The following is a 19,534-nucleotide window of genomic DNA, read 5'->3' as shown; positions in this document are numbered from 1 at the left end:
CGGGCACGGAGGACCAGCCATGCAGTACCTCATCGACCAAGCCCGCGTCTTCCGGGCCCGCGCGACGGCGCACGGCATCGACCTCGGGCTCCACCGCCAGGAACACCGCCCACGTGCGATGTTCGTCTCCTGTTCCGACGCCCGGATCGTCCCCGCCCTGATCACCGACAGCCGGCCCGGTGACCTGTTCGAGCTGCGGACCTACGGCGGGCGCATCCCACCGTTCGAAGCCGAGGAGCCAACCGGCGAATCCCTCACCATCGAACACGCCGTCCTCGATCTGGAAGTCACCGACATCGTCGTGTGCGGCCACTCCCACTGCAACGTCGTCCAGGACGCGGTGGCCGGGAACCCGGGCCCCGCCGGGCCCGCGGCGGCCGGGCAGTGGCACACCCTGACACAACTCGACCACCTCGCCGCCTACCCCTGCGTCGCTCCCCGGCTCGCCGACCGTTCCCTGCGGCTGCACGCCTGGTTCTACGAGGCCGACACCGGCGCCGTACACCAGTACGCGCCCCGGGCCAGCGCCTTCCTCCCCCTGTGAACCAGCCCACCAACCGATCCGTATACGACAAGGTGACCGCAGTGACCACCACGCCCAAGGCACCCGCCTACGACGAACGCCTCACAGCTCCCAGGCTCTGGTGGGGTATCGCCTTCCTCTTCGGCCTCTCCATGGCAGCGATCTTCCTTCCCTTCGGCATCATCCCCGCCCTGACCGCCCTCGTCGCCGGTACCGGTTTGGTCGGCTTCTACGTCAGCAGCCAGGGATCCATGCGCATCCGAGTCGTGGCCGGCCTGCTCGTCGCCGGGGAGGCCCGCATTCCGCTCTCGGCCCTCGGCGAACCTGAGGTCCTCGCCGGGGAGGAAGCACGCGCCTGGCGCACCTACAAGGCCAACATGCGGGCGTTCATGGTGATGCGGAGCTACATCGTCACCGCTGTGCGCGTCGAGGTCGTCGATCCGGACGATCCGACCCCGTACGTCTATCTCTCCACCCGCAGCCCGGACGAACTCGCGGAGGCGATCCGCAGCTCACGGTGACAGGCAGACAGCAAGGCTAGGAAGAGGCGGGTGATCGTGGCGGCTGACCGTGGAGCGCAGGCTGATGACCAGCGCGACAGGAGCGCGCGTCGCGGGCATGCCACAGCATGCGTCCGTGCCGGGCTGTTCGCCCTAGTTGGCACGGTGCTCGCTGCCCTGGGCCATCACGCTGTCGCCGAAGGGCCCTTCCCCTGGCGTCTGGTGAGCGCGTTCACGCTGGTCCAGTTCGGCCTCATCTGGCCGGCCGCCCGCCGTCGGCTCCCCTTGAGCATGATCCTGGCGTGCACGCTCGCCGCCCAGGGCTCGCTGCATCTCGCTCTTACGTGGGCGGGTGCCGCGACTGCAGCCCACACCGGCCTTGAGGCACGCCGGTCGACCGGTGTGGTCCACCCCGCCACCCGTGACGGTCATGCCTGGCATCACGCGTCGGCAGCGATGACGGCGGCTCACGTGACAGCCGCGCTGCTGGCCGGCTGGTTGCTGCACCGGGCGGATGTCACGGTCTCAGGGGCTCTGGCCGCTGCTCGGACCGTGCGCCGCGTCACCACCATCGTCGTGGGCTGGCTCGTCCCTTGGCGCCGCATCACTGCGGTCACGGCGCCATCCGTCGCGCACCCGGTCAGCCGCTTCGTGCTGCCTGCAGCGCCCAACTCCCGCCTTTTGCATCACGTGCTGGTGCGCAGAGGACCGCCGGGACACGTCTCGCCCCCAGCGAATGTCCTCTCACTGGGCTGCGGCCACGGGCTGCAGCCCGGCATCATCAGCTAGGAGTCCTGCATGTCCCATTACCGGACTGTCCGCACGGTCCGCCGGGCGGCGCTCGTCGGTACGATCGCCATGGCCGCCCTGCTCACGCTGGCCGGACCCGCCGCCGCCCATGCCGAAGTCGAGGCCGACAAGCCGCAGGCACTGGCAGAGAACGTCACCCTCAGCTTTGTGTCCGAGGCCGAGTCCGGCACGGCCGGATTCACCGAACTCCGCGTCGTCCTGCCCAAGGGAATCGTGCCCGGTGACGTGACACTCGGCACGGCACCCAAGGGCTGGAAGCTCAAGCCCACCAGTGACGGCTACACCGTCGGGGGCCCCGCGCTCAAAGCCGGCGTCGACGCCGAGCACGAGGTCAAGGCCCGGCAGCTCCCGGACGCCAAGGAGCTCGCCTTCAAGACGGTGGAGACGCGACGGTGAGATCTCCCGCTGGGGAGAACTGCCCAAGGACGGCCAGGAGCCGGAACAACCTGCACCGCTCCTCACACTGAAGCCCGCAGCACCGAACGCGAGTCCGATCGCACCTGGTCCCTCCGCAACTCCGACCCCCAGCCCCACCCCGTCTGCCATCACCACACCGTCTGCCGACGCCTCCCCGCAGACTGCGGAGGAAGCCGCCGAGGAGGAAGACGACTCGTCCACTGGTTGGATCATCGGCGGCGTGATCGCAGCCGTGCTAGTGCTCGGGGGCGGAACGACGTGGCTGGTCAACCGTCGCGCCTCATCGACGGGCGGCTGACACGTCCCGATATGCGGGCCATCGGCTGCTTGACGGCCATTCAGTTGCCCCGTCTCTCAGCGAGGCGGGGCAGCACCGCATGGGGGCCAACTCAGCACTACGCGTCCAGATGCGGTCGAGGCACGGGTACGAACACTGGCCTTCCCAGGAGAGCAGGCAGCACTTCACTTGGGGCTGGGAGGCGGATTGCCTTCCGGGGCGTGCCGAGAACGTCTCAGGAGGCTGGACAGCAATGAGGTCGGGCGCCTTTCACATGCGCTTGAGGATGGTGCAGATGTCGGCCTGGCCGCAATCGGCTGGATCGGTGGTGGTCGCGCGGTCGGCGAGAGCGCGCAAGGCTTCCCGGGTGGCGCTGAGTTCGGCCATCCGCTTGTCAATGTCGTCCAGGTGCTCGTGGATCAGGCTGGAGACATGCGTGCATGGGGCGTGGCCGTCGTCGCGGATCGCGAGGATCGAGCGGATCTCGGCGAGCGTGAGGCCGGCGCGCTGGGCGTCACGGACGAAGGCGAGCCGGGTGACGCTGCGGTCAGGGTAATCGCGGTATCCGCCTCGGGTGCGCGGTGGCGCGGGCAGCAGGCCGCTGTCCTCGTAGAAGCGGATAGTCTTGGTCGTGAGCCCGGTGCGGGCGGCAAGGTCGCCGATACGCATACCTCCAGGCTAGCCCTTGACCTTCCAGCGCGCTGGAAGGTCTAGCGTCGGTCAATAGGAAGCAGCCTTTGAAGGGAGGATCTCGTGCGGATCACGGTCTTGACAGTGGCAGACTGCCCGAACGCGCAGCCCGCGCTGGAACGAATAACTGCCGTCCTGGACGGACTGGACACCGAGCTGGAGCTGGTTGAGGTCGCTAGCGAGACCGAGGCTGCTCGGCGGGGTATGTACGGGTCGCCAACGATCCTGATCGATGGCAACGACCCCTTCGCACAGCCGGGAGCGGGTCCGAGCCTGTCCTGCCGCCTCTACCACAAATCCGACGGCACCCTGTCCGGCGTGCCGGACGAGAACGCCCTGCGCCGAGCCCTGGCCGGGGCGAGGGCACCAGGGCCGGATGGCGGGACGTCGGACACCGGCAGGCCCCAACCGCTGGGTGCTTAGCACGTGGCGGGCCGGGCCGGTAGCGGGCGTCGCGCACCTGACGAGCGCGGCCTGCCGGTGGACCTGCAGAACCTCGGTCACTTCACCACGACCGAGGCCAACCTCGGTGCGGAGACGCTTCAGACATCCGCGGGCGGAAACAGGGGGAACAGGTTGGGGGCTGAGTTGGCTGCAAGGGATCTTCTCACCGACCGGGCTGCCGGTACGACGCACTGAGGGAGGAACCGAATGACTGTAGCCGCTGGACGTCGCCACCGATCCTCTTGTGTAGCGCCGCCAGCGTCTTTGGTTCAGCGCTGACGACCCAGCGAGAGCCAACGAGGTATGTGCCGCCGTACACCCTCGCGGTTTCCAGCCAAGTCCGCTTGTACTTCTCCTCCGGGAAGGTGGTGATGAGGTACTCGCCCTGCTCCGTGTGGCAGATCCCCTCACGCAGCTCCGTCGCCTCGACGCGGATGTTGGGCTCGCAGCCCGTCAGATTGGCGATGACCTCGACCTTGGCTGGGGCCATGGCCGCCGCGGCCGGGACCGACGTCTGCGATGGCCTGCCCGCGCCTTCGACCCGGCCGCAGGCTGCGGCCAGGGGGACGAGGGCCAAGGCCCCGGCCATAACGACGGCGGGCACTGCGAAGGTCGTGGGCACAGCAGGGCTGGTGCGTACTCGAAGCTGTGGCAGGAGCATGCGCATTCTCCGTCTCGGCTACGGTCGCCGGTACCAGCAGGACCGGTGTCCATTTGAGGTACGGGCGGACAGTGGTTGCCGTTCACTGCGGCGTCCCGTTCCGAAACCGCAGCATGAATGCCGCCTCGCTCGTGGACGCATGGGAAGAGGGGCGGCGCGCGGAGTGTTCACCCCGGCCAGTCGGCCGTCCTGGTCGCGGTGAGGCGCCCCACGTCACCCGATCTGCTGATCCTTCGTATCCGCCTGAGAGCCGGCCCAGGGCGCTTTCGTCAGCTCCTGAGGCTTGTAGCCGCGGGTTTCCGCCGACGTCAGCCCGCCGACGTCCGATGAAGGGCTCCCCCGGATGGCCATCCACTCACAAGAACTTTACGCGTCCATCCGCTTACTGTGCGTCCATGTCGATCAGTCAGCCGCCACGCGGCAGACGCTCCTCGGTGTGGACCGGGGCAGTGCTGCTGGTACTGCTGGCTGCACTGATGCATGTGCTGGGCTGCGCTCACGGGCCGGTCCCGACGTCTGCTCCGCGCGTCGACGCCGTCCCTGTCGTCTCAGCCGGCTGCGCGCATGATAGCGGGCAGCCGCAAGGCTCCGTCGGAGTGCAGGCTCCTGCCGCCCCTGACGGCACCGGGCACTGCGTGGGGCCGGACGAACCGACAGTCCAGCCACCGCGCGACATCGAACGCCCCTCGCAGGCGGATGTGATGAACCAGGCCGCGCGCACCACGGTTCCGGCACGGCCCGCACCGCGATGCGTTCGAGTGAGCACCTCGCACAGCGGCACTCTCAGCACGGCGCAGACACGAGCAAGTCTGGGCGTCTGGCGGTCCTGACCGGCGAGCCGAACCTGCCTCATCCTGGCAGGCGCGGCAGCCGGACCAAGTCCGTCCGTTCCCCCAGCACCCGGTCGGTCCTCGCGTGGCCGCCCGCAGGAGAAGCACGTGAACCACTGCACGCATCCCCCCGCGTTCACCAGCCCGGCGCAACTGCTCACCGGCACCAAGCATCCGCAGATCACCCCCGGTGGCCTCGTCGGCGACACCCCCGTTTTGTGGATCGGGGAGCCCTTCACCACCGCAGGACGAGGCTTTTGGGCCAAACTCGAAGGCCACAATCCCGGAGGCATCAAGGACCGCACCGCCCTGTACATGGTCCGCACCGCCCGGGAACGCGGACGGCTGCGCCCCGGCGCCCGCATCATCGAATCCACGTCGGGCACGCTCGGCCTCGGCCTGGCGCTCGCCGGTGCCACGTACGGCCATCCGGTTACTGTCGTCACCGACCCGGGCATGGAGCCCCTGATGACCGGTCTGCTCACGGCGTATGGAGCCGAGGTGGACCTGGTCACCGCGCCACACCCGGAGGGCGGCTGGCAGCAGGCCCGACGCGACCGAGTGGAACTATTGCTCACCGCTGACCCCGATGCCTGGTGTCCCGACCAGTACCACAATCCCGACAACGTGGCTGCCTATGCCCCGATGGCTCACGAACTAGTCGCCCAGCTAGGCCGCATCGACACGCTCGTCGTCTCCGTGGGCACCGGCGGACACTCCGCTGGCATCGGGTCCGTCCTTCGCGGCTTTTTCCCCCAGCTGAGGGTTGTCGGGGTCGACACCACCGGCTCCACGATCTTCGGTCAACCGGCCGCGTCACGACTCATGCGCGGTCTGGGCAGCAGCATCTACCCGAGCAACGTCGCCTACGAGCTCTTCGACGAGGTCCACTGGGTTGCCGCCGCCGAGGCCGTCTGGGCCGCTCGGCGCCTTGCCCGCCACCACTACGCCACCGGGGGCTGGAGCGTCGGCGCCACAGCCCTCGTCTCACGCTGGCTCGCCCGCACGCTTCCCGCCGAAGAACGGGTCGTCACCGTCTTCCCTGACGGCCCGCAACGCTACGTCGGCACCGTCTTCAACGACGCCTACGCACGCGAGAACGGCCTGCTGGGGCAGATCCCCGCAGACGAGCCGGACGAGATCGACGAACCCACCGCGCGCGTTGTCACCCGCTGGACGCGCTGCACACGCGTCCTCGACCCCGTCGCCGGTGCCCGTCTCGAAATGGCGGAGGCCGTCCAGTGAGGAACCTGTGGCAGCAGACGCGTTCCTTCCCACCTGCCGCGCGTCTCCTGATGGCCAACCAGTTCGCCATCAACCTCGCCTTCTACATGCTCATGCCCTACCTCGCAGCACACCTCGCAGGGGAACTCGGCCTCGCCGCCTGGGCGATCGGCCTCGTCCTGGGCGTGCGCAACTTCTCCCAGCAAGGCATGTTCCTCATCGGGGGCACCCTCGCAGACCGCCTCGGCTACAAGGCGCCGATCATGGCGGGCTGCCTCTTGCGCACAGCCGGCTTCGGTCTGCTTGGGTGGGTCGACAACCTGCCCGCCCTGATCGCCGCCTCGGCGGCCACCGGCTTCGCCGGCGCTCTGTTCAACCCGGCGGTCCGCGCTTACCTCGCTGCCGAAGCTGGCGATCGGCGCGTGGAAGCCTTCGCCACCTTCAACGTCTACTACCAGGCCGGCATGCTTCTCGGCCCCCTGGTCGGTCTCGCCCTCCTGGCCGCCAACTTCCGGCTCGTCTGTACCGTCGCCGCCGCCATCTTCGCCGTCCTGACTCTGCTGCAATGGCGAGCCCTGCCTGCGCGCCAGGGAACTGCTTCGGGCGGCCAGGACAGCGTGCTGACCCAGTGGCGCACGGTTGCCGCCAACCGCCCCTTCCTCCTCTTCGCGGTAGCCATGATCGGCTCGTATGTCCTGACCTTCCAGGTGTACCTGGCCCTTCCTCTGGCCGCCTCGGATGCACTGGGCACCAATGCCAAGGCAGTCACCAGTGGCCTCTTCGTCGTCTCTGCCGCCGTCGCCGTCATGGGCCAACTGCGACTCACGGACTGGGCCAAACGTAAGTGGAGCGCGCACGAGGCACTGGTACGCGGACTGGCGATTATGGGCCTGGCCTTCCTGCCCCTGGCCGTCGTCCCAGGAGGCGCGCCGGTGGGCATCGGGGCAGCCCTGGTAACGACGGTAGCGTTACTCGCTGTTGGCAGCGCAATGGTGTACCCCTTCGAAATGGACACCGTCGTGACCCTGTCCGGCAATCACCTGGTCGCCACCCACTACGGCCTTTACAACACCGTCTCCGGTCTGGGCATCACCCTCGGCAACCTCGCCACAGGGGCGCTCTGGGACTTCGCGAAGGAGCATGGCGCCCTCTGGCTGACCTGGATGGCCCTGGCTGCCACGGGACTCGCGTGCGCCGCGTCCATCGCTGCCCTGGCCCGCACCGGACAACTGTCCGCCCGACGACAACAGCCCGCCACCGCCTGAAGACCAGCACGAGGCTCGGGCGCTCAAGCACCCGAGCCGAACGCCAAGAGGGGCGTCGACATCTCGGCCCAGCCGCGAACCCAACCGGCCTGGTCACCCATGTCGTCGTGATCACTGCAGCCACCGAGCACCTGCCCGCCGGTCTGGTCCCGGGATGACGGTTTCGACGCCTTCCTGGTCATCGCCCGATACCTGGGACCTGCCCCTGGATCGGCACCCTAGCCAGTGGGTGCCGTCTCATCGTACGGCTGCGGCTGCACGGGTACCCCTGTGACCCATCGGCTTCGAAGAGAGCACCATGTCGCATAGATCGCTTTGGGAGAGGCCGTTCGAGGAGATCTGCAGCAGGTCACGGACGCTGTTGGACGGATGACGCCCCAGGGCTACTGCGTGAAACCCTGCGGATAGCCGCATCAGGAAGCAGTGGTGGCGCTCAAACCAGACGGGGCGTCGGTGTCGTCGGGTCCGTCGACATCAGGCGGAATGGTGGACATCGCACTGAACCACAGCCCCTTCTCGACCAGGCCACGGCGACGCTGGAGAGCGGCCTTGCCGCCGGTGACGATCCTATGGCCGCCGTGCGCTGCGCCCGGACGGTGCACGCCCTGGAGGGCGAATTCTGGATCTGCCTCGCCCAGGACCTCAATTTCGGCTGAGGTCGGCCACCTTGACGGCCGGGCGGTTCGCTTGACAGGCATACCCCCCACTCCTATGTTCGCTACACCTACCCCCTAGGGGTATGCCCCCGGTGAACCGGCACCCGGACACACCTGTGTGTCATCGGGCGTCGACAATGAGAGGAGTGCCGATGTCCTCGGCAGCAAGCCCACCGCAGACACGCGCCGGGCGTAAGGAATGGACAGCGCTGGGCCTGTTAGTCCTGCCGGCCCTGCTTCTGTTCATGATGCTGACCATCCTCTTCCTGGCCAGCCCCTACCTCGCCGCAGACCTGGAGCCCACCGGCACCGAGATTCTGTGGATCCTGGACATCTATGGATTCCTCATGGCGAGCCTGCTCGTCCTGATGGGAACCGTGGCCGACCGCTACGGACACCGAAACCTACTGGTGACCGGTGCGGCTCTCTTCGGCATCTTCTCCGTAGTGGCCGCCATGACGGACTCGCCGGTGATGATGATCGTCTGGCGTGCCGTCCTCGGCATCGCGGCCGCCATGCAGATGCCCGCGACGCTCGGCCTCATCTTCTCGATGTTCCAGGACGCCAAGCAGCGCGGTGTCGCGATCGGCATCTGGGCGGCCGCGATCTCGGGCGGTGTCGCGCTTGGTCCGCTGCTCGCCGGACTGCTCCTGGAGGCCTTCTCGTGGCGGGCGACGTTCCTGGTCGCAGTCCCGGTCATGGCCGTCGTGGTGATCGGTGGGCTCCTGCTGCTGCCTGGCCATCAGGCGTCCCAGAGCACCAAGCTGGACCTGTTCAGCGCGCTGCTCCTGGTCCTCACGCTGCTGCCGTTCATCTACGGGATCAAGTCGTTCGCCACCGAGGACGAGACGGCGCGATCGATCGCCGCGGTGGTGGTTGGCCTCGCCTTCGGAGTCTGGTTCGTCCTCCGGCAACTACGCTCCTCTGCCCCTCTGCTGGACGTGCGGCTCTTCGTCAACCGCACCGTCGGCGGGGCTCTCGGTGTCTTCATCCTGGCTGCGACCGGCCTCGGCGGCGTCTACCTGATGTTCACGCAGTTCCTCCAGCAAGTGAAGGACCTGTCGCCGATCGAGACCGGGTTCGCCATTCTGCCTGCGGCCATCGTGCTGATCGTCGTCGCCACTCTCTCGCCCGTGATCGCGCGCCGGATCCGTCCGGGGTACGTCATCGCCACCGGCCTGGCCGTGCAAGTGGTCGGCTACCTGCTGTTCACGCAGATCGAGAGCACGACCGGGTTGCCGCTCGTCATCGCGGGATTCGTCGTCCTCTACCCGGCGGTGTCCCCGTCCATGGCGCTCACCACCGACTTGGTGGTGGGCTCGGTCCCGCCCGAGAAGGCCGGTGCTGCGGGTGGACTGGCCTCGACCGTCAACGACCTGGGCATCTCGCTGGGCGTCGCGATCGTCGGTACCATCGGCACGGCCGCGTACAGCAGCGGCCTCGAGAACAAGTTGCCCGATGGCCTGCCCGCGGAGGCGAAGGACGCCGCGGACGAGAGCCTCGCCGGCGCGGTGGCCGCCGCGCAGAACCTTCCCGATCACCTCGCCGATCCGCTGCTGCGCGTGGCTAAGGACGCCTTCGCGCACGGACTCAACGTCGGGTCGGGTATCGCCGCGGCCATCGCGGCGGTCGGTGCGATCATCGCCGCCGTCACGCTACGCCACGTTCCACCCACCGGCTCCGCAGCACCAGCGGAGCAGAGCGATGAGCCGGACCCGGTCCAGGTCACAGAGTTCGGCTCGAAGTAGCTACACCTTGCAGAGCAGGAAGCGGCGGCTGGGCAACTCCCGAGTTGCACCGGCCGTCGCCTTCAACGTTCCCCTCGCACCCGGCTCGGCACATGGCTCTCATCAGGAGGCGCACAGTGATCGATTTCAGCACGGCAACCACTGAGGTGATCAAGAGCGAAGGCGGCACCTGCATGTACGCACAGGTGGAACGGCTGCGAGCGTTGGGGCCGGCCGTTCCGGTAGAGCTTCCCGAAGGTGTCGGCGCCTGGTCGGTGTCACGGGGTGACGTGGTCAGGCGGCTGTTGACACACCCCGGCGTCTCCCGGAATCTCAAGGAGACGGTACCGAGCTATGTCCCCGGATCCGTGCCCTGGCTGGCCCCTTGGGTCGACGTGGACTTCATGGCCACCACGGACGGCAGTGCTCATGCACGTCTACGGAAACTGATCACCCCTGCGTTCACTCCCCGCCGTGTGGAGAGGCTCCGTGCTCAGGTCGAGGCGACCGTCACCGAGCTCCTCGACAGGCTCAGGGCCCGCACCGGTGACGAACCCGTCGACCTGCACCGAGAGTTCTCCTACGAGGTTCCGACGCGCGTGATCTGCGACCTCTTCGGCGTACCGGACGACCAACGGCCCGAGGTGCTGCGCGCCTTCCGTGTCGTCGCCACCACCGATGTGCCCGAAGAAAAGTCCGTCGCCGTCTACCAAGACCTCGAAGCGGCGATGCGCCTGCTGATCGCCACCAAGCAGACAACGCCAGGCGACGACCTCACCAGCTTTCTCATAACGACGCGCTCTTCTGGCGAGTCCCCTCTGACCAGCCATGAGTTGATATCGACGCTGCTGCTGATGATCGGCGGAGGAAGCCAGACAACCATCAACCTCATCGATCACACGATCCGCGAACTCCTCACCCGCCCGGACCAACTAGCCCGCCTCCGCAACGACCCCGCGCGCTGGGACGACGCGATCGAGGAGTCGCTGCGCGTGCACTGCCCGGTCATGCACCTGCCGATGCGCTGGGCGACGGAGGACATCGACCTCGGCGAGGGCGTAGTGATCCGCGCCGGCGACGCAATCCTGATTTGCTACGGCGCCCACGGCCGGGACCCGGGAGTACACGAGAACCCCGAGACCTACGACATAGACCGCGAGGACAAGGACCACCTGGCATTCGGGCTCGGTCCCCACTTCTGCCCGGGATCCCACCTCGCCCGACTCGAGGCCACCGTGGCGCTCCCCGCCTTGTTCGACGCCTTTCCTCGACTCGCCCTGGCCGTCGCGCCGGAGGACATCGAGCCTGGCCAGACCTTCATCGGCAATGACATCACCGCTCTGCCCGTCCTCCTGCGCCACGACATCGAGGACTCTGTACGGTGACGGCCGACGATCTACTCAAACGCTCCCGGCAGCTCTTGGACACGGCCCGCTACCTGAACCTGGCCACCGCGTCCGAGCAGGGCGATCCCTGGGTCGCCACCCTTGAGTACGCCTGGTTCGCGGCCCCATTGCGGTTCGTCTTCGGCTCGGCGACCGGGTCCCGACACAGCCGCCACGTGCAGGCCCGGCCACAGGTGAGCGGCTCGCTTTTCACTGCTGGCCGTCACGAATCGGTCGCAGACCTCACCTCGGTCGACGGCGCCCAGTTCACCGGCCGCTGCACCGAGGTTCCCCCCAATCGACTCGACACGTATTACACGGAGTTCTACGCGACAGTGTTCCCGAACCCGCACCAGCGGGCGGAGTGGCAACTGCCCCCCTCGCTGCTGCGGCACCCCGCACCGCACCGCCTCTACCTGGTGGAGGTCGACCGCTGGTGGCTGATCGACACCCGCACATGGGCCGAGGACCGCATCGACCGCCGCATCGAAGTGCCGGCGGCGCACCTGGAAAGGTAGAGGTTTGACCACTTCACACGCACAGGGCGCCACCACCTTCGCGGAGGCCTTACAGGAACGGGCGAGCAAATCCCCCGACGCCGTCGCCTTCCGTTTTGTCGCAGACGACGAGTCGGCTGAGATCATCACCTACGCCGAACTTGACGCACGGGCGCGGGCGGTGGCCGCTGGACTCATCGAGAGGGCCGATACCCGGCGCGTTCCGGTCCTGCTGCTCTTCGTGCCCGGCCTCGACTACCTGTCGGGGCTGTTCGGCTGCTTTTATGCAGGCGTCCCGGCAGTCCCGGCCTTCCCACCCGACCCGGGTCGCCTGTCGCGCACGCTGCCGCGGCTCCAGGCCATCGTCGATGACGCCGGCTCCGACGTCGTACTCACCACGTCAGACATCAAGCCGCTGATCCAACAGAGTCTTCATTCTTCGTCCGGGCGCGCTCCTCACCTGCTGGCCGTTGACCTGCTTCCGAGCGAGGACGGCGGACTCGTGCCTCGCTGCGACCACAGGACTCCTGCCCTGCTGCAGTACACCTCAGGTTCGACCTCACTCCCGCGCGGCGTCGTGCTGAGCCATGAACATCTGATGAGCAACTGCCATGACATCGTCCGCGGATTCGGCATTCACCGTGGCAGTTCGGGGGGCCTGTGGCTGCCGCCGTACCACGACATGGGACTGATTGGCGGCATCCTCACGCCGTTGTTCTCCGGCATCCCGGCGACACTCATGTCACCGATGACGTTTCTCCGCCGACCTTTGTCCTGGCTGCGTATGGTTTCGCGATACGGATCGACGATCACCGGCGGCCCGAACTTCGCGTACGAGCTATGTCTGCGGCGTGCGACGGAGGAGGAGATCGAGGGCCTCGATCTGTCCGGCATCGAACTCACCTTCACCGGTGCCGAGCCCGTGCGGGCCGAGACCATGGCACGCTTCGCCGAGCGTTTCGCTCCGACGGGATTGCGGGCCAAGTCGTTCTATCCGTGCTACGGACTCGCCGAAGCCACACTGTTCGTGACCGGCGGCACCCCACTCGACGGTTGGAGCTCGAAGCGGATCGCGAGCGAGCCCCTCGGCACCGAGGGAGTAGCCCGCCCGGCCTCTCCCGCCGAACCGTCGAAGACCCTTGTGAGCTGCGGCAGACCGGGCCCCGACACCCGGCTGCTGATCGTCGACCCTGACACCCGGGAACCCTTGATGAGTGGAAGAGTCGGGGAGATCTGGGTCGACTCCCCCAGCGTCGCCGAGGGCTATTGGCAGCGGCCCGAGGAGTCCGCCGCGACCTTCGGTGAGAAGACCGCGAGCGGGAGCGGCCCCTACCTCCGCACGGGCGACCTCGGATTCCTCATGGACGACGAGCTGTTCGTCGCGGGCCGTATCAAGGATCTGATCGTCATCAACGGCCGCAACTACCACCCCATGGACATCGAGCAGGTCTGCGAAGAGTCGGTCGCGGGAATCCGCCGGAACTGCGGCGCTGCGTTCTCCGTCGAGGACGGTACGGGCACGGACACCGAACGACTCGTTCTCGTCTACGAAACTGATCCCCGCGACGACAGGCCGTACGAGGAGATCATCGAGGGTATCCGTCGCACGGTCTCCCTCCACTTCAGCATCCCCCCGCACGCGGTCCTCCTGATTCCTCCGCGTGCGATCCACAAGACGTCGAGCGGCAAGGTCCAACGCTGGCTGACTCGACGGTCCTACCTAGCAAGGGAATTTGACGAGCTTGCCCGATGGGAGGCTGCCGGCTAGCGGGACACGAGGCGACTCGGATTCCGCCCGCTCGGCGACCCGGCCACATACCGTGTGCGGGTATCTTTCATAGGGAGGTCGACGCTGCGCTTGGCACCGACCCGGGGAGGAAGGAATTGGAGCCATGCCTGGCGAGAAGAAACAGCACAAAGAAGACGTACTGATGCGACTCCGTCGCATCGAGGGCCAGGTACGAGGCCTGCAGCGGCTGGTTGAGCAGGACACCTACTGCATCGACGTCCTCACACAGGTGTCGGCCACGACCCGCGCCCTACAGTCGTTCGCCCTGCAATTGCTCGACGAGCACATGGCCACCTGTGTGAGCGACGCCGTGGCTGAGGGCGGCGAGGAAAGGGAGAAGAAGCTCCGGGAAGCGTCCAACGCCATCGCCCGCCTGGTGCGTTCGTGAGTTGTGCTACCCCGCCTGCCGGCGGGACGGGGTAGCACGCGGTCTGTCCGACACGTCAGCGCCAGAAAGACTCAACCCGGTTGGCGCCACCTTCAGTGCTGATGCTCCTCGGACTCCTCGGCGGTGTCGCTCCCGGCAGGAGCGTTGGACGCCTCTCCGGCGTCGACCGTGAAGCTCGCGGTGTGCACCTTCCCCTCGTGCTTGAAGTCGAGGAAGAGCCGGTACGAACCAGCACTGGGTGCCGTTGCGGTGAACGAAACTGTGGGTCCGGGCTTGGTCTTGCCGTCACCCGGGGCTCCGTTGGGATGGACATGCAGGTAAGCGAGATCCCCTGAGCGCAGTGCCACCAAGTGTCCGTACGCCTCGAGGTATGGCTGAAGGTCGGTGACAGGGCGCCCGTCCTTGGCGACCGTCAGGTCAAGCCGGCCGCTCACGCCCGGGCGCAGCCCACCTTCCAGCGCGACCTTGTAGCCATCGACCTCCGCGACATTCGAGACGGAGGGCGTCGGCGCGGGGCGGTACATGCCGGAGACAGCGAGGTCCGCACCGAGGGTGAGGTCCGCAGCACCCTTCGCGGCGGGTGTGAAGTCGGCGAAGAGCCGATAGTCGCCGGCTGCGGGAAGTTCGGCGTCGACGCTCCAGGTGCCCTCGGAGGTGCGGATCGGGTGGAGGTGCCGGTAGGTCGCCAGATCTCGAGATGCAAGGATCAGGTGCAGTTCCTTGCCGTGCTCGCGCCGATAGTCGGTGACCTTGCGGCCAGCACTGTCGCGCACGGCGAAGCGGATTTCAGACTCCTTGGCCACAGGGACACTGCGGGTCTCGAGGTCAAGGCTGTAGCCCCCCTCCGAGATCTGCAGGCCACCGGGGGGAGCGCTGCCGTTCTCCTCTGCCCTCTTGTCGGCTTCTCGCTCTCCCGCGCCCCCGGCCCGGTCGTGCCCCGCGTGGGCGGCTGACTCGGCGGTGGTCCTGATCGGGTCGGCTGCTCCTCCCACACCGTATGCGGTTCCGAAGGCTGTGGCGAGCACGGCGGCGAACGCGGTGATCCGCAAAGGGGTGTTCATCAGGGCCTCCTCAGGCGCCGTTTGTTGTGCGACACGGAAATCGAGCATATACCCCCTCCGGGTATGTGCAAGAGATGCACAACCCTTGCCACAGATACCAACTGGGGGTATACATGCAAGGCACCCATACCCCCACGGGGTATCCCAGATCATCCTTCCCTGGAGGAACCATGTCCGACTGCTGCACGCCTGACGGCAGCTGCTCCACCGGTGCGGCGAAGGGCACGACGACCGCGACGGAAGACGGGATCGCGACGGTCTACACGGTGACAGGCATGACGTGTGACCACTGCAAGTCGTCAGTCACCGAGGCCGTCAGTGGGATCGGCGGCGTGCTGAGCGTCGATGTCGACGTCAAGACCGGCCGGGTCTCCGTCACCACCGCGGAGGAACCTGACGACACCGCGTTCGCGAAGGCGGTCGACGAGGCGGGCTACGAGCTCACCGGCCGCGCTGTCTAGCCCTCACCATGCCGCTGGGCCCGTCAATCCCCCGGACGGGCCCAGCTCCCTCCCTGAGGAGCAGTGATGACCAACCTCACCGACGTCGGCGAGGTCGAACTCGCCATCGGCGGCATGACCTGCGCCTCGTGCGCAGCCCGGATCGAGAAGAAGCTCAACCGCATGGACGGTGTCGAGGCGACCGTCAACTACGCGACGGAGAAGGCCAAGGTGACCTACAGCGGCAGCATCGCTGTCAGCGATCTGATTGCCACGGTGGAGGCAACCGGTTACACCGCCCAGGAGCCGACGCCCGTCGCCGCGGACAGCACCTCAGAGTCCGGAACCGTTGAAGAACCCGACCCACACCGGTCGTTGCGCCAGCGCCTTGTGACCACTGTGGTCCTCGCCGTACCGGTGATCGCGATGGCCATGGTGCCGGCATTCCAGTTCGAGTACTGGCAATGGCTCTCCCTGACCCTGACCGCACCCGTGGTCACCTACGCGGCCTGGCCCTTCCACAAGGCCGCGTGGACCAACGCCAGGCATGGCGCCGCGACGATGGACACACTCATCTCGGTCGGAACGTCCGCGGCATTCCTGTGGTCCCTGTGGGCATTGTTCTTCGGCACCGCGGGCACCCCAGGAATGACACACCCCTTCGAGCTGACCATCGGCCGGAGTGACGGTGCCGGGAACATCTACCTGGAAGCAGCGGCCGGTGTCACCGCCTTCATCCTGGCGGGCCGCTATTTCGAAGCTCGCTCCAAGCGGATGGCCGGCGCCGCGCTCAAGGCCCTTCTGGAACTCGGAGCCAAGGAAGTCACGGTCGTACGCAACGGCGTCGAATCCACAGTGCCGATTGGGGATTTGCGCACTGGTGACCGCTTCCTCGTGCGTCCGGGCGAGAAGATCGCCACGGACGGCACGGTGGTCGAGGGATCGTCCGCCGTCGACGCCTCCATGCTGACCGGAGAGTCTGTCCCGGTGGAAGTCGTCGTCGGCGACAGCGTCGCTGGCGCCACGTTGAACACCAGCGGCCGGCTCGTCGTCGAGGCCACCCGGGTCGGCGCGGACACCCAACTGGCCAGAATGGCACAGCTCGTCGAGGAGGCGCAGAACGGCAAAGCGGCCGCTCAGCGCTTGGCCGACCGCATCTCGGCCGTCTTCGTTCCAGTCGTGATCACCCTCGCGACCGGCACGTTCGGCTTCTGGCTCGGCAACGACGCAGGCCTGTCGGCGGCGTTCACCGCCGGGGTCGCCGTACTCATCATCGCCTGCCCCTGCGCCCTGGGTCTGGCCACCCCTACGGCTCTGATGGTCGGCACTGGCCGCGGCGCCCAGGTGGGAATTCTCATCAAGGGCCCAGAGGTCCTGGAGACGGCCCGTAAGGTCGACACGGTCGTCCTCGACAAGACTGGCACGGTCACAACCGGACAGATGACGCTGGTCGCCGTACGGACCGGAGTGGACGAGAACGAGGCCGACGCTCTGCGTCTCGCGGGCGCACTGGAGAACGCCTCAGAGCATCCGATCGCCCGCGCCGTGGCGGAAGGCGCGGCGCGGAAGGTCGGCACGCTCCCCGTTCCCGAGGACTTCACCAACGTGGCGGGACTCGGGGTCCAAGGCATCGTCGAGGGACATGCGGTGCTCGTGGGCCGCGGGCGGCTTCTGGACGAGTGGGAGATCCGTCTGCCGGTCGAGCTGGAGCGAGCCAAGGAAGCGGCGGAGGCCGCCGGTCGGACTGCGATCCTGGTGGCGTGGGACGGGGCGGCGCGAGCCGTGCTGGAAGTGGCCGACGCCATCAAGGAGACCAGTCCCGAAGCCGTCCGCCGCCTGCGCGTGCTCGGTCTCACCCCGATCCTGCTCACCGGGGACAATAGGACAGTGGCCGACACCGTCGCGGCGGAGGTCGGGATCACCGAGGTGATCGCCGAGGTGATGCCCGAGGACAAGGCGGACGTGGTCAAGCGGCTGCAAAGCGAGGGCCGCAGTGTCGCCATGGTCGGCGACGGCATCAACGACGCGGCCGCGCTCGCGCAAGCCGACCTGGGCCTGGCCATGGGAACCGGAACGGACGCGGCCATCGAGGCCAGCGATCTCACGCTCGTACGCGGTGACCTGCGCACGGCGGCGGATGCCATCCGGCTCTCCCGCAAGACCCTCGGGACCATCCACTCGAACCTCTTCTGGGCCTTCCTGTACAACGTGACGGCCCTACCTTTGGCTGCGGCGGGCCTGCTCAATCCCATGATCGCCGGAGCCGCGATGGCCTTCTCGTCGGTATCGGTGGTCGGCAACTCGCTCCGCCTGCGCCGTTTTTCCGCCCAGTCCTAAGGGGGTCGGACGCAGATCGTGCGCATCGCCGATGTCTTCCGCCACCGTGAGACGGTGGCGGAATCTGCGCCCAACTTGATCTGCAACGGCCGGTGTCGTGCCTCGAAGTTGATCACTCGGTTTGTATAACCGCCGTACGCCAAGGCGGCCTTCGTCTGAACATGTGCTCCGACCAAGGAACACACATCTTCAGCACGAAGGCCGTGAGGATGAGTCCGTCGCATCGCGATGCCCGACAAAAGGCATTGGCTGAACTTTCATGATTCCGGGGCGAGTTCTACTCCTGCCTCACCGCTCGTTCGGATACGTTGTTCGAGCTGGCTGACGCTGTTCTGTGCGGCGACGGGCCAGTGAGATCGCTGGCCGAGCTGTCGCTGGCCGGCGAGCACCGCCGCGGTCATGGCGGGCTATACGCCGCCGGCGCCGGTGGCCGGGTCGATACCGGCCGGCTGCGGCGGGCCCTGGCCGCGGTGCCATTGCCGCGGGCCGCCGACGGCCGACTGGTCCTGGCCATCGACATCACCTGCTGGCTACGCCCCGACGTGCACACCTCACCGCAGCGGATCCCGTGTCACACCTACGGCCGGGGAAAAGACCAGCACATCCCTGTCCCCGGCTGGCCGTACTCGATCATCTGCGCGCTCGAGCCGGTCGCAGTTCCTGGGCCGCCCCTTTGGACGTGCTTCGCCTGGCCCTCGGGGACGACACGGCCACCGTCACCGCCCGACAGCTGCGGGACCTGCTCAACCGACTGATCACCGCCGGGCAATGGCAAGAGGGCGACCGCGACGTCCCCGTCATCGCGGACGCCGGATACGACGCATTCCGCCTTGCGTTCCTCCTCAAAGACCTGCCGGTCGAAATGCTCGCCCGGATGCACTCGGACCGGGTGCTGCTCCGGGCTCTCCCACCCCGCCAGCCACACACGATGGGCCGCCCACCCCGGCACGGCGGCTAATTCGTCTTCGGCCAGCCCGACACCTGGGGCGTCCCGGACACCGAAACCGTCACCGACACACGCCTTTACGGCACCGCCAAGGCCCGCTCCTGGGACCGGCTGCACCCCAGGCTCACCCACCGCTCCTCCTGGGCCACCACCGACGGCACCCTCCCGGTCGTCGAAGGCACGGTGCTCCGCCTCGACATCGACCACCTGCCCAACGGAGCAACACCGAAGCCGGTCTGGCCGTGGTGGTCAGGCACCGACGCCCCCCGGCAGACGCCGATCGTCTCTGGCAGGCTTACCTGCGACGCTTCGACATCGAGCACACCTTCCGCCTGTTCAAACAGACCCTCGGCTGGACCTCCCCAAATATCCGCACTCCCCGAAGCCGCCGACCGCCGGACCTGGCTCATCCTCGCCGCCTACACCCAACACCGCCTCGCCCGCACACTCGCAGCCGAGCCGGACCGGCGCCGCCCCTGGGAAAACCCCAGCTCTCCAGACCGGCTCGCTCCCGCCCGCGTCCGGCCGCGACTTCCGGCACATCCGCCCACAGACCGCCTGCCCGCCCAGAGCACCAAAACCCACCCGCCCCGGCCCCGGACCGACCACCGGGCCGAAAGAACACCCATCCCGCACCGCGCCACGACTGCACACACCCAAGAAGACA

Annotated in this window: 17 protein-coding genes and 1 pseudogene; 14 read left to right on the top strand and 4 right to left on the bottom strand. The window is 67.6% G+C overall.

The window, feature by feature from the left end; all coding sequences use genetic code 11:
- Nucleotides 1-19: 19 nt before the first annotated feature.
- The 4 genes from HZS56_RS25575 (at nt 20) to HZS56_RS38460 (ending at nt 2,229) form a co-directional block, all read left to right on the top strand.
- Nucleotides 20-544, top strand: coding sequence for a carbonic anhydrase (locus tag HZS56_RS25575; protein WP_108990553.1), 525 nt, complete (start codon nt 20-22; stop codon nt 542-544).
- A gap of 32 nt (nt 545-576) precedes the next feature.
- On the top strand, nt 577-1,044 hold the full coding sequence (locus tag HZS56_RS25570) for a DUF3093 domain-containing protein (protein WP_108990625.1): 468 nt from the start codon (nt 577-579) through the stop codon (nt 1,042-1,044).
- Between the two features lie 144 nt (nt 1,045-1,188).
- The gene (locus HZS56_RS25565) at nt 1,189-1,812 is read left to right on the top strand and encodes a hypothetical protein (protein WP_216723127.1); all 624 of its coding nucleotides are present in this window, start codon (nt 1,189-1,191) and stop codon (nt 1,810-1,812) included.
- A gap of 9 nt (nt 1,813-1,821) precedes the next feature.
- Nucleotides 1,822-2,229 (top strand): hypothetical protein, encoded by a 408-nt coding sequence (locus tag HZS56_RS38460; protein WP_244942241.1) that lies wholly within the window; start codon nt 1,822-1,824, stop codon nt 2,227-2,229.
- A 568-nt stretch (nt 2,230-2,797) separates the two neighbouring features.
- Here the strand turns inward: HZS56_RS38460 and HZS56_RS25555 are convergent.
- Entirely contained in the window at nt 2,798-3,196 is a 399-nt protein-coding gene (locus tag HZS56_RS25555; RefSeq protein ID WP_108990555.1) for a heavy metal-responsive transcriptional regulator, read from the bottom strand.
- 628 nt (nt 3,197-3,824) lie between these two features.
- Nucleotides 3,825-4,322 (bottom strand): hypothetical protein, encoded by a 498-nt coding sequence (locus tag HZS56_RS25550; protein ID WP_244942242.1) that lies wholly within the window; start codon nt 4,320-4,322, stop codon nt 3,825-3,827.
- A gap of 938 nt (nt 4,323-5,260) precedes the next feature.
- On the opposite strand from HZS56_RS25550, the gene HZS56_RS25545 reads away from it, so the two are divergent.
- Both HZS56_RS25545 and HZS56_RS25540 read left to right on the top strand, forming a co-directional pair.
- Nucleotides 5,261-6,397, top strand: a complete 1,137-nt coding sequence (locus tag HZS56_RS25545) for a PLP-dependent cysteine synthase family protein (protein WP_174855477.1) — start codon at nt 5,261-5,263, stop codon at nt 6,395-6,397.
- Nucleotides 6,394-7,641, top strand: coding sequence for an MFS transporter (locus HZS56_RS25540; protein ID WP_108990557.1), 1,248 nt, complete (start codon nt 6,394-6,396; stop codon nt 7,639-7,641). Before HZS56_RS25545 ends, HZS56_RS25540 begins: the two co-directional genes overlap by 4 nt.
- Before the next feature lie 413 nt (nt 7,642-8,054).
- On the opposite strand, the gene HZS56_RS25535 is transcribed toward HZS56_RS25540, so the two are convergent.
- The gene (locus tag HZS56_RS25535) at nt 8,055-8,339 is read right to left on the bottom strand and encodes a hypothetical protein (RefSeq protein ID WP_108990558.1); all 285 of its coding nucleotides are present in this window, start codon (nt 8,337-8,339) and stop codon (nt 8,055-8,057) included.
- Between the two features lie 110 nt (nt 8,340-8,449).
- Between HZS56_RS25535 and HZS56_RS25530 the strand changes: the two genes are divergently transcribed.
- From HZS56_RS25530 to HZS56_RS25510, 5 genes are all read left to right on the top strand, one after another.
- Complete coding sequence (locus HZS56_RS25530) at nt 8,450-10,045, top strand: MFS transporter (protein WP_167468337.1); 1,596 nt, start codon at nt 8,450-8,452, stop codon at nt 10,043-10,045.
- Between the two features lie 116 nt (nt 10,046-10,161).
- Entirely contained in the window at nt 10,162-11,409 is a 1,248-nt protein-coding gene (locus HZS56_RS25525; protein ID WP_308408155.1) for a cytochrome P450 family protein, read from the top strand.
- Nucleotides 11,406-11,927, top strand: a complete 522-nt coding sequence (locus tag HZS56_RS25520; RefSeq protein WP_108990561.1) for a pyridoxamine 5'-phosphate oxidase family protein — start codon at nt 11,406-11,408, stop codon at nt 11,925-11,927. The genes HZS56_RS25525 and HZS56_RS25520 overlap by 4 nt, the downstream gene beginning before the upstream one ends.
- A gap of 4 nt (nt 11,928-11,931) precedes the next feature.
- Nucleotides 11,932-13,674: a fatty acyl-AMP ligase gene (locus HZS56_RS25515; protein ID WP_108990562.1), complete on the top strand. Its 1,743-nt coding sequence runs from the start codon at nt 11,932-11,934 to the stop codon at nt 13,672-13,674.
- 124 nt (nt 13,675-13,798) lie between these two features.
- Entirely contained in the window at nt 13,799-14,083 is a 285-nt protein-coding gene (locus HZS56_RS25510; protein ID WP_042799349.1) for a metal-sensitive transcriptional regulator, read from the top strand.
- Between the two features lie 92 nt (nt 14,084-14,175).
- Here HZS56_RS25510 and HZS56_RS25505 read toward each other — a convergent pair whose 3' ends face one another.
- The gene (locus HZS56_RS25505; protein ID WP_108990627.1) at nt 14,176-15,144 is read right to left on the bottom strand and encodes a DUF8832 domain-containing protein; all 969 of its coding nucleotides are present in this window, start codon (nt 15,142-15,144) and stop codon (nt 14,176-14,178) included.
- Between the two features lie 170 nt (nt 15,145-15,314).
- On the opposite strand from HZS56_RS25505, the gene HZS56_RS25500 reads away from it, so the two are divergent.
- The 3 genes and pseudogenes from HZS56_RS25500 to HZS56_RS39125 all read left to right on the top strand — a co-directional run bounded on the left by HZS56_RS25500 (nt 15,315) and on the right by HZS56_RS39125 (nt 18,879).
- The gene (locus HZS56_RS25500; protein WP_108990563.1) at nt 15,315-15,605 is read left to right on the top strand and encodes a heavy-metal-associated domain-containing protein; all 291 of its coding nucleotides are present in this window, start codon (nt 15,315-15,317) and stop codon (nt 15,603-15,605) included.
- Nucleotides 15,606-15,671: 66 nt separating this feature from the next.
- Nucleotides 15,672-17,921, top strand: a complete 2,250-nt coding sequence (locus HZS56_RS25495) for a heavy metal translocating P-type ATPase (RefSeq protein WP_108990564.1) — start codon at nt 15,672-15,674, stop codon at nt 17,919-17,921.
- A 308-nt stretch (nt 17,922-18,229) separates the two neighbouring features.
- A pseudogene (locus HZS56_RS39125) lies at nt 18,230-18,879 on the top strand (transposase).
- Nucleotides 18,880-19,534 lie beyond the last annotated feature (655 nt).

This window comes from Streptomyces mayonensis (genome assembly GCF_018982965.1).
Taxonomy (GTDB): Bacteria; Actinomycetota; Actinomycetes; order Streptomycetales; family Streptomycetaceae; genus Streptomyces; species Streptomyces mayonensis.
The sequence above is the reverse complement of the archived record's forward strand: the minus strand, read 5'-3'. Positions and strand labels throughout refer to the sequence as shown.

Bases quoted from the DNA above. Each gene is read 5' to 3' on its own strand.
- HZS56_RS25575 (WP_108990553.1), top strand. From the start codon at position 20: ATGCAGTACCTCATCGACCAAGCCCGCGTCTTCCGGGCCCGCGCGACG.
- HZS56_RS38460 (WP_244942241.1), top strand. From the start codon at position 1,822: ATGTCCCATTACCGGACTGTCCGCACGGTCCGCCGGGCGGCGCTCGTC.
- HZS56_RS25555 (WP_108990555.1), bottom strand. From the start codon at position 3,196: ATGCGTATCGGCGACCTTGCCGCCCGCACCGGGCTCACGACCAAGACT.
- HZS56_RS25550 (WP_244942242.1), bottom strand. From the start codon at position 4,322: ATGCTCCTGCCACAGCTTCGAGTACGCACCAGCCCTGCTGTGCCCACG.
- HZS56_RS25535 (WP_108990558.1), bottom strand. From the start codon at position 8,339: ATGCCTGTCAAGCGAACCGCCCGGCCGTCAAGGTGGCCGACCTCAGCC.
- HZS56_RS25530 (WP_167468337.1), top strand. From the start codon at position 8,450: ATGTCCTCGGCAGCAAGCCCACCGCAGACACGCGCCGGGCGTAAGGAA.
- HZS56_RS25510 (WP_042799349.1), top strand. From the start codon at position 13,799: ATGCCTGGCGAGAAGAAACAGCACAAAGAAGACGTACTGATGCGACTC.
- HZS56_RS25505 (WP_108990627.1), bottom strand. From the start codon at position 15,144: ATGAACACCCCTTTGCGGATCACCGCGTTCGCCGCCGTGCTCGCCACA.
- HZS56_RS25500 (WP_108990563.1), top strand. From the start codon at position 15,315: ATGTCCGACTGCTGCACGCCTGACGGCAGCTGCTCCACCGGTGCGGCG.
- HZS56_RS25495 (WP_108990564.1), top strand. From the start codon at position 15,672: ATGACCAACCTCACCGACGTCGGCGAGGTCGAACTCGCCATCGGCGGC.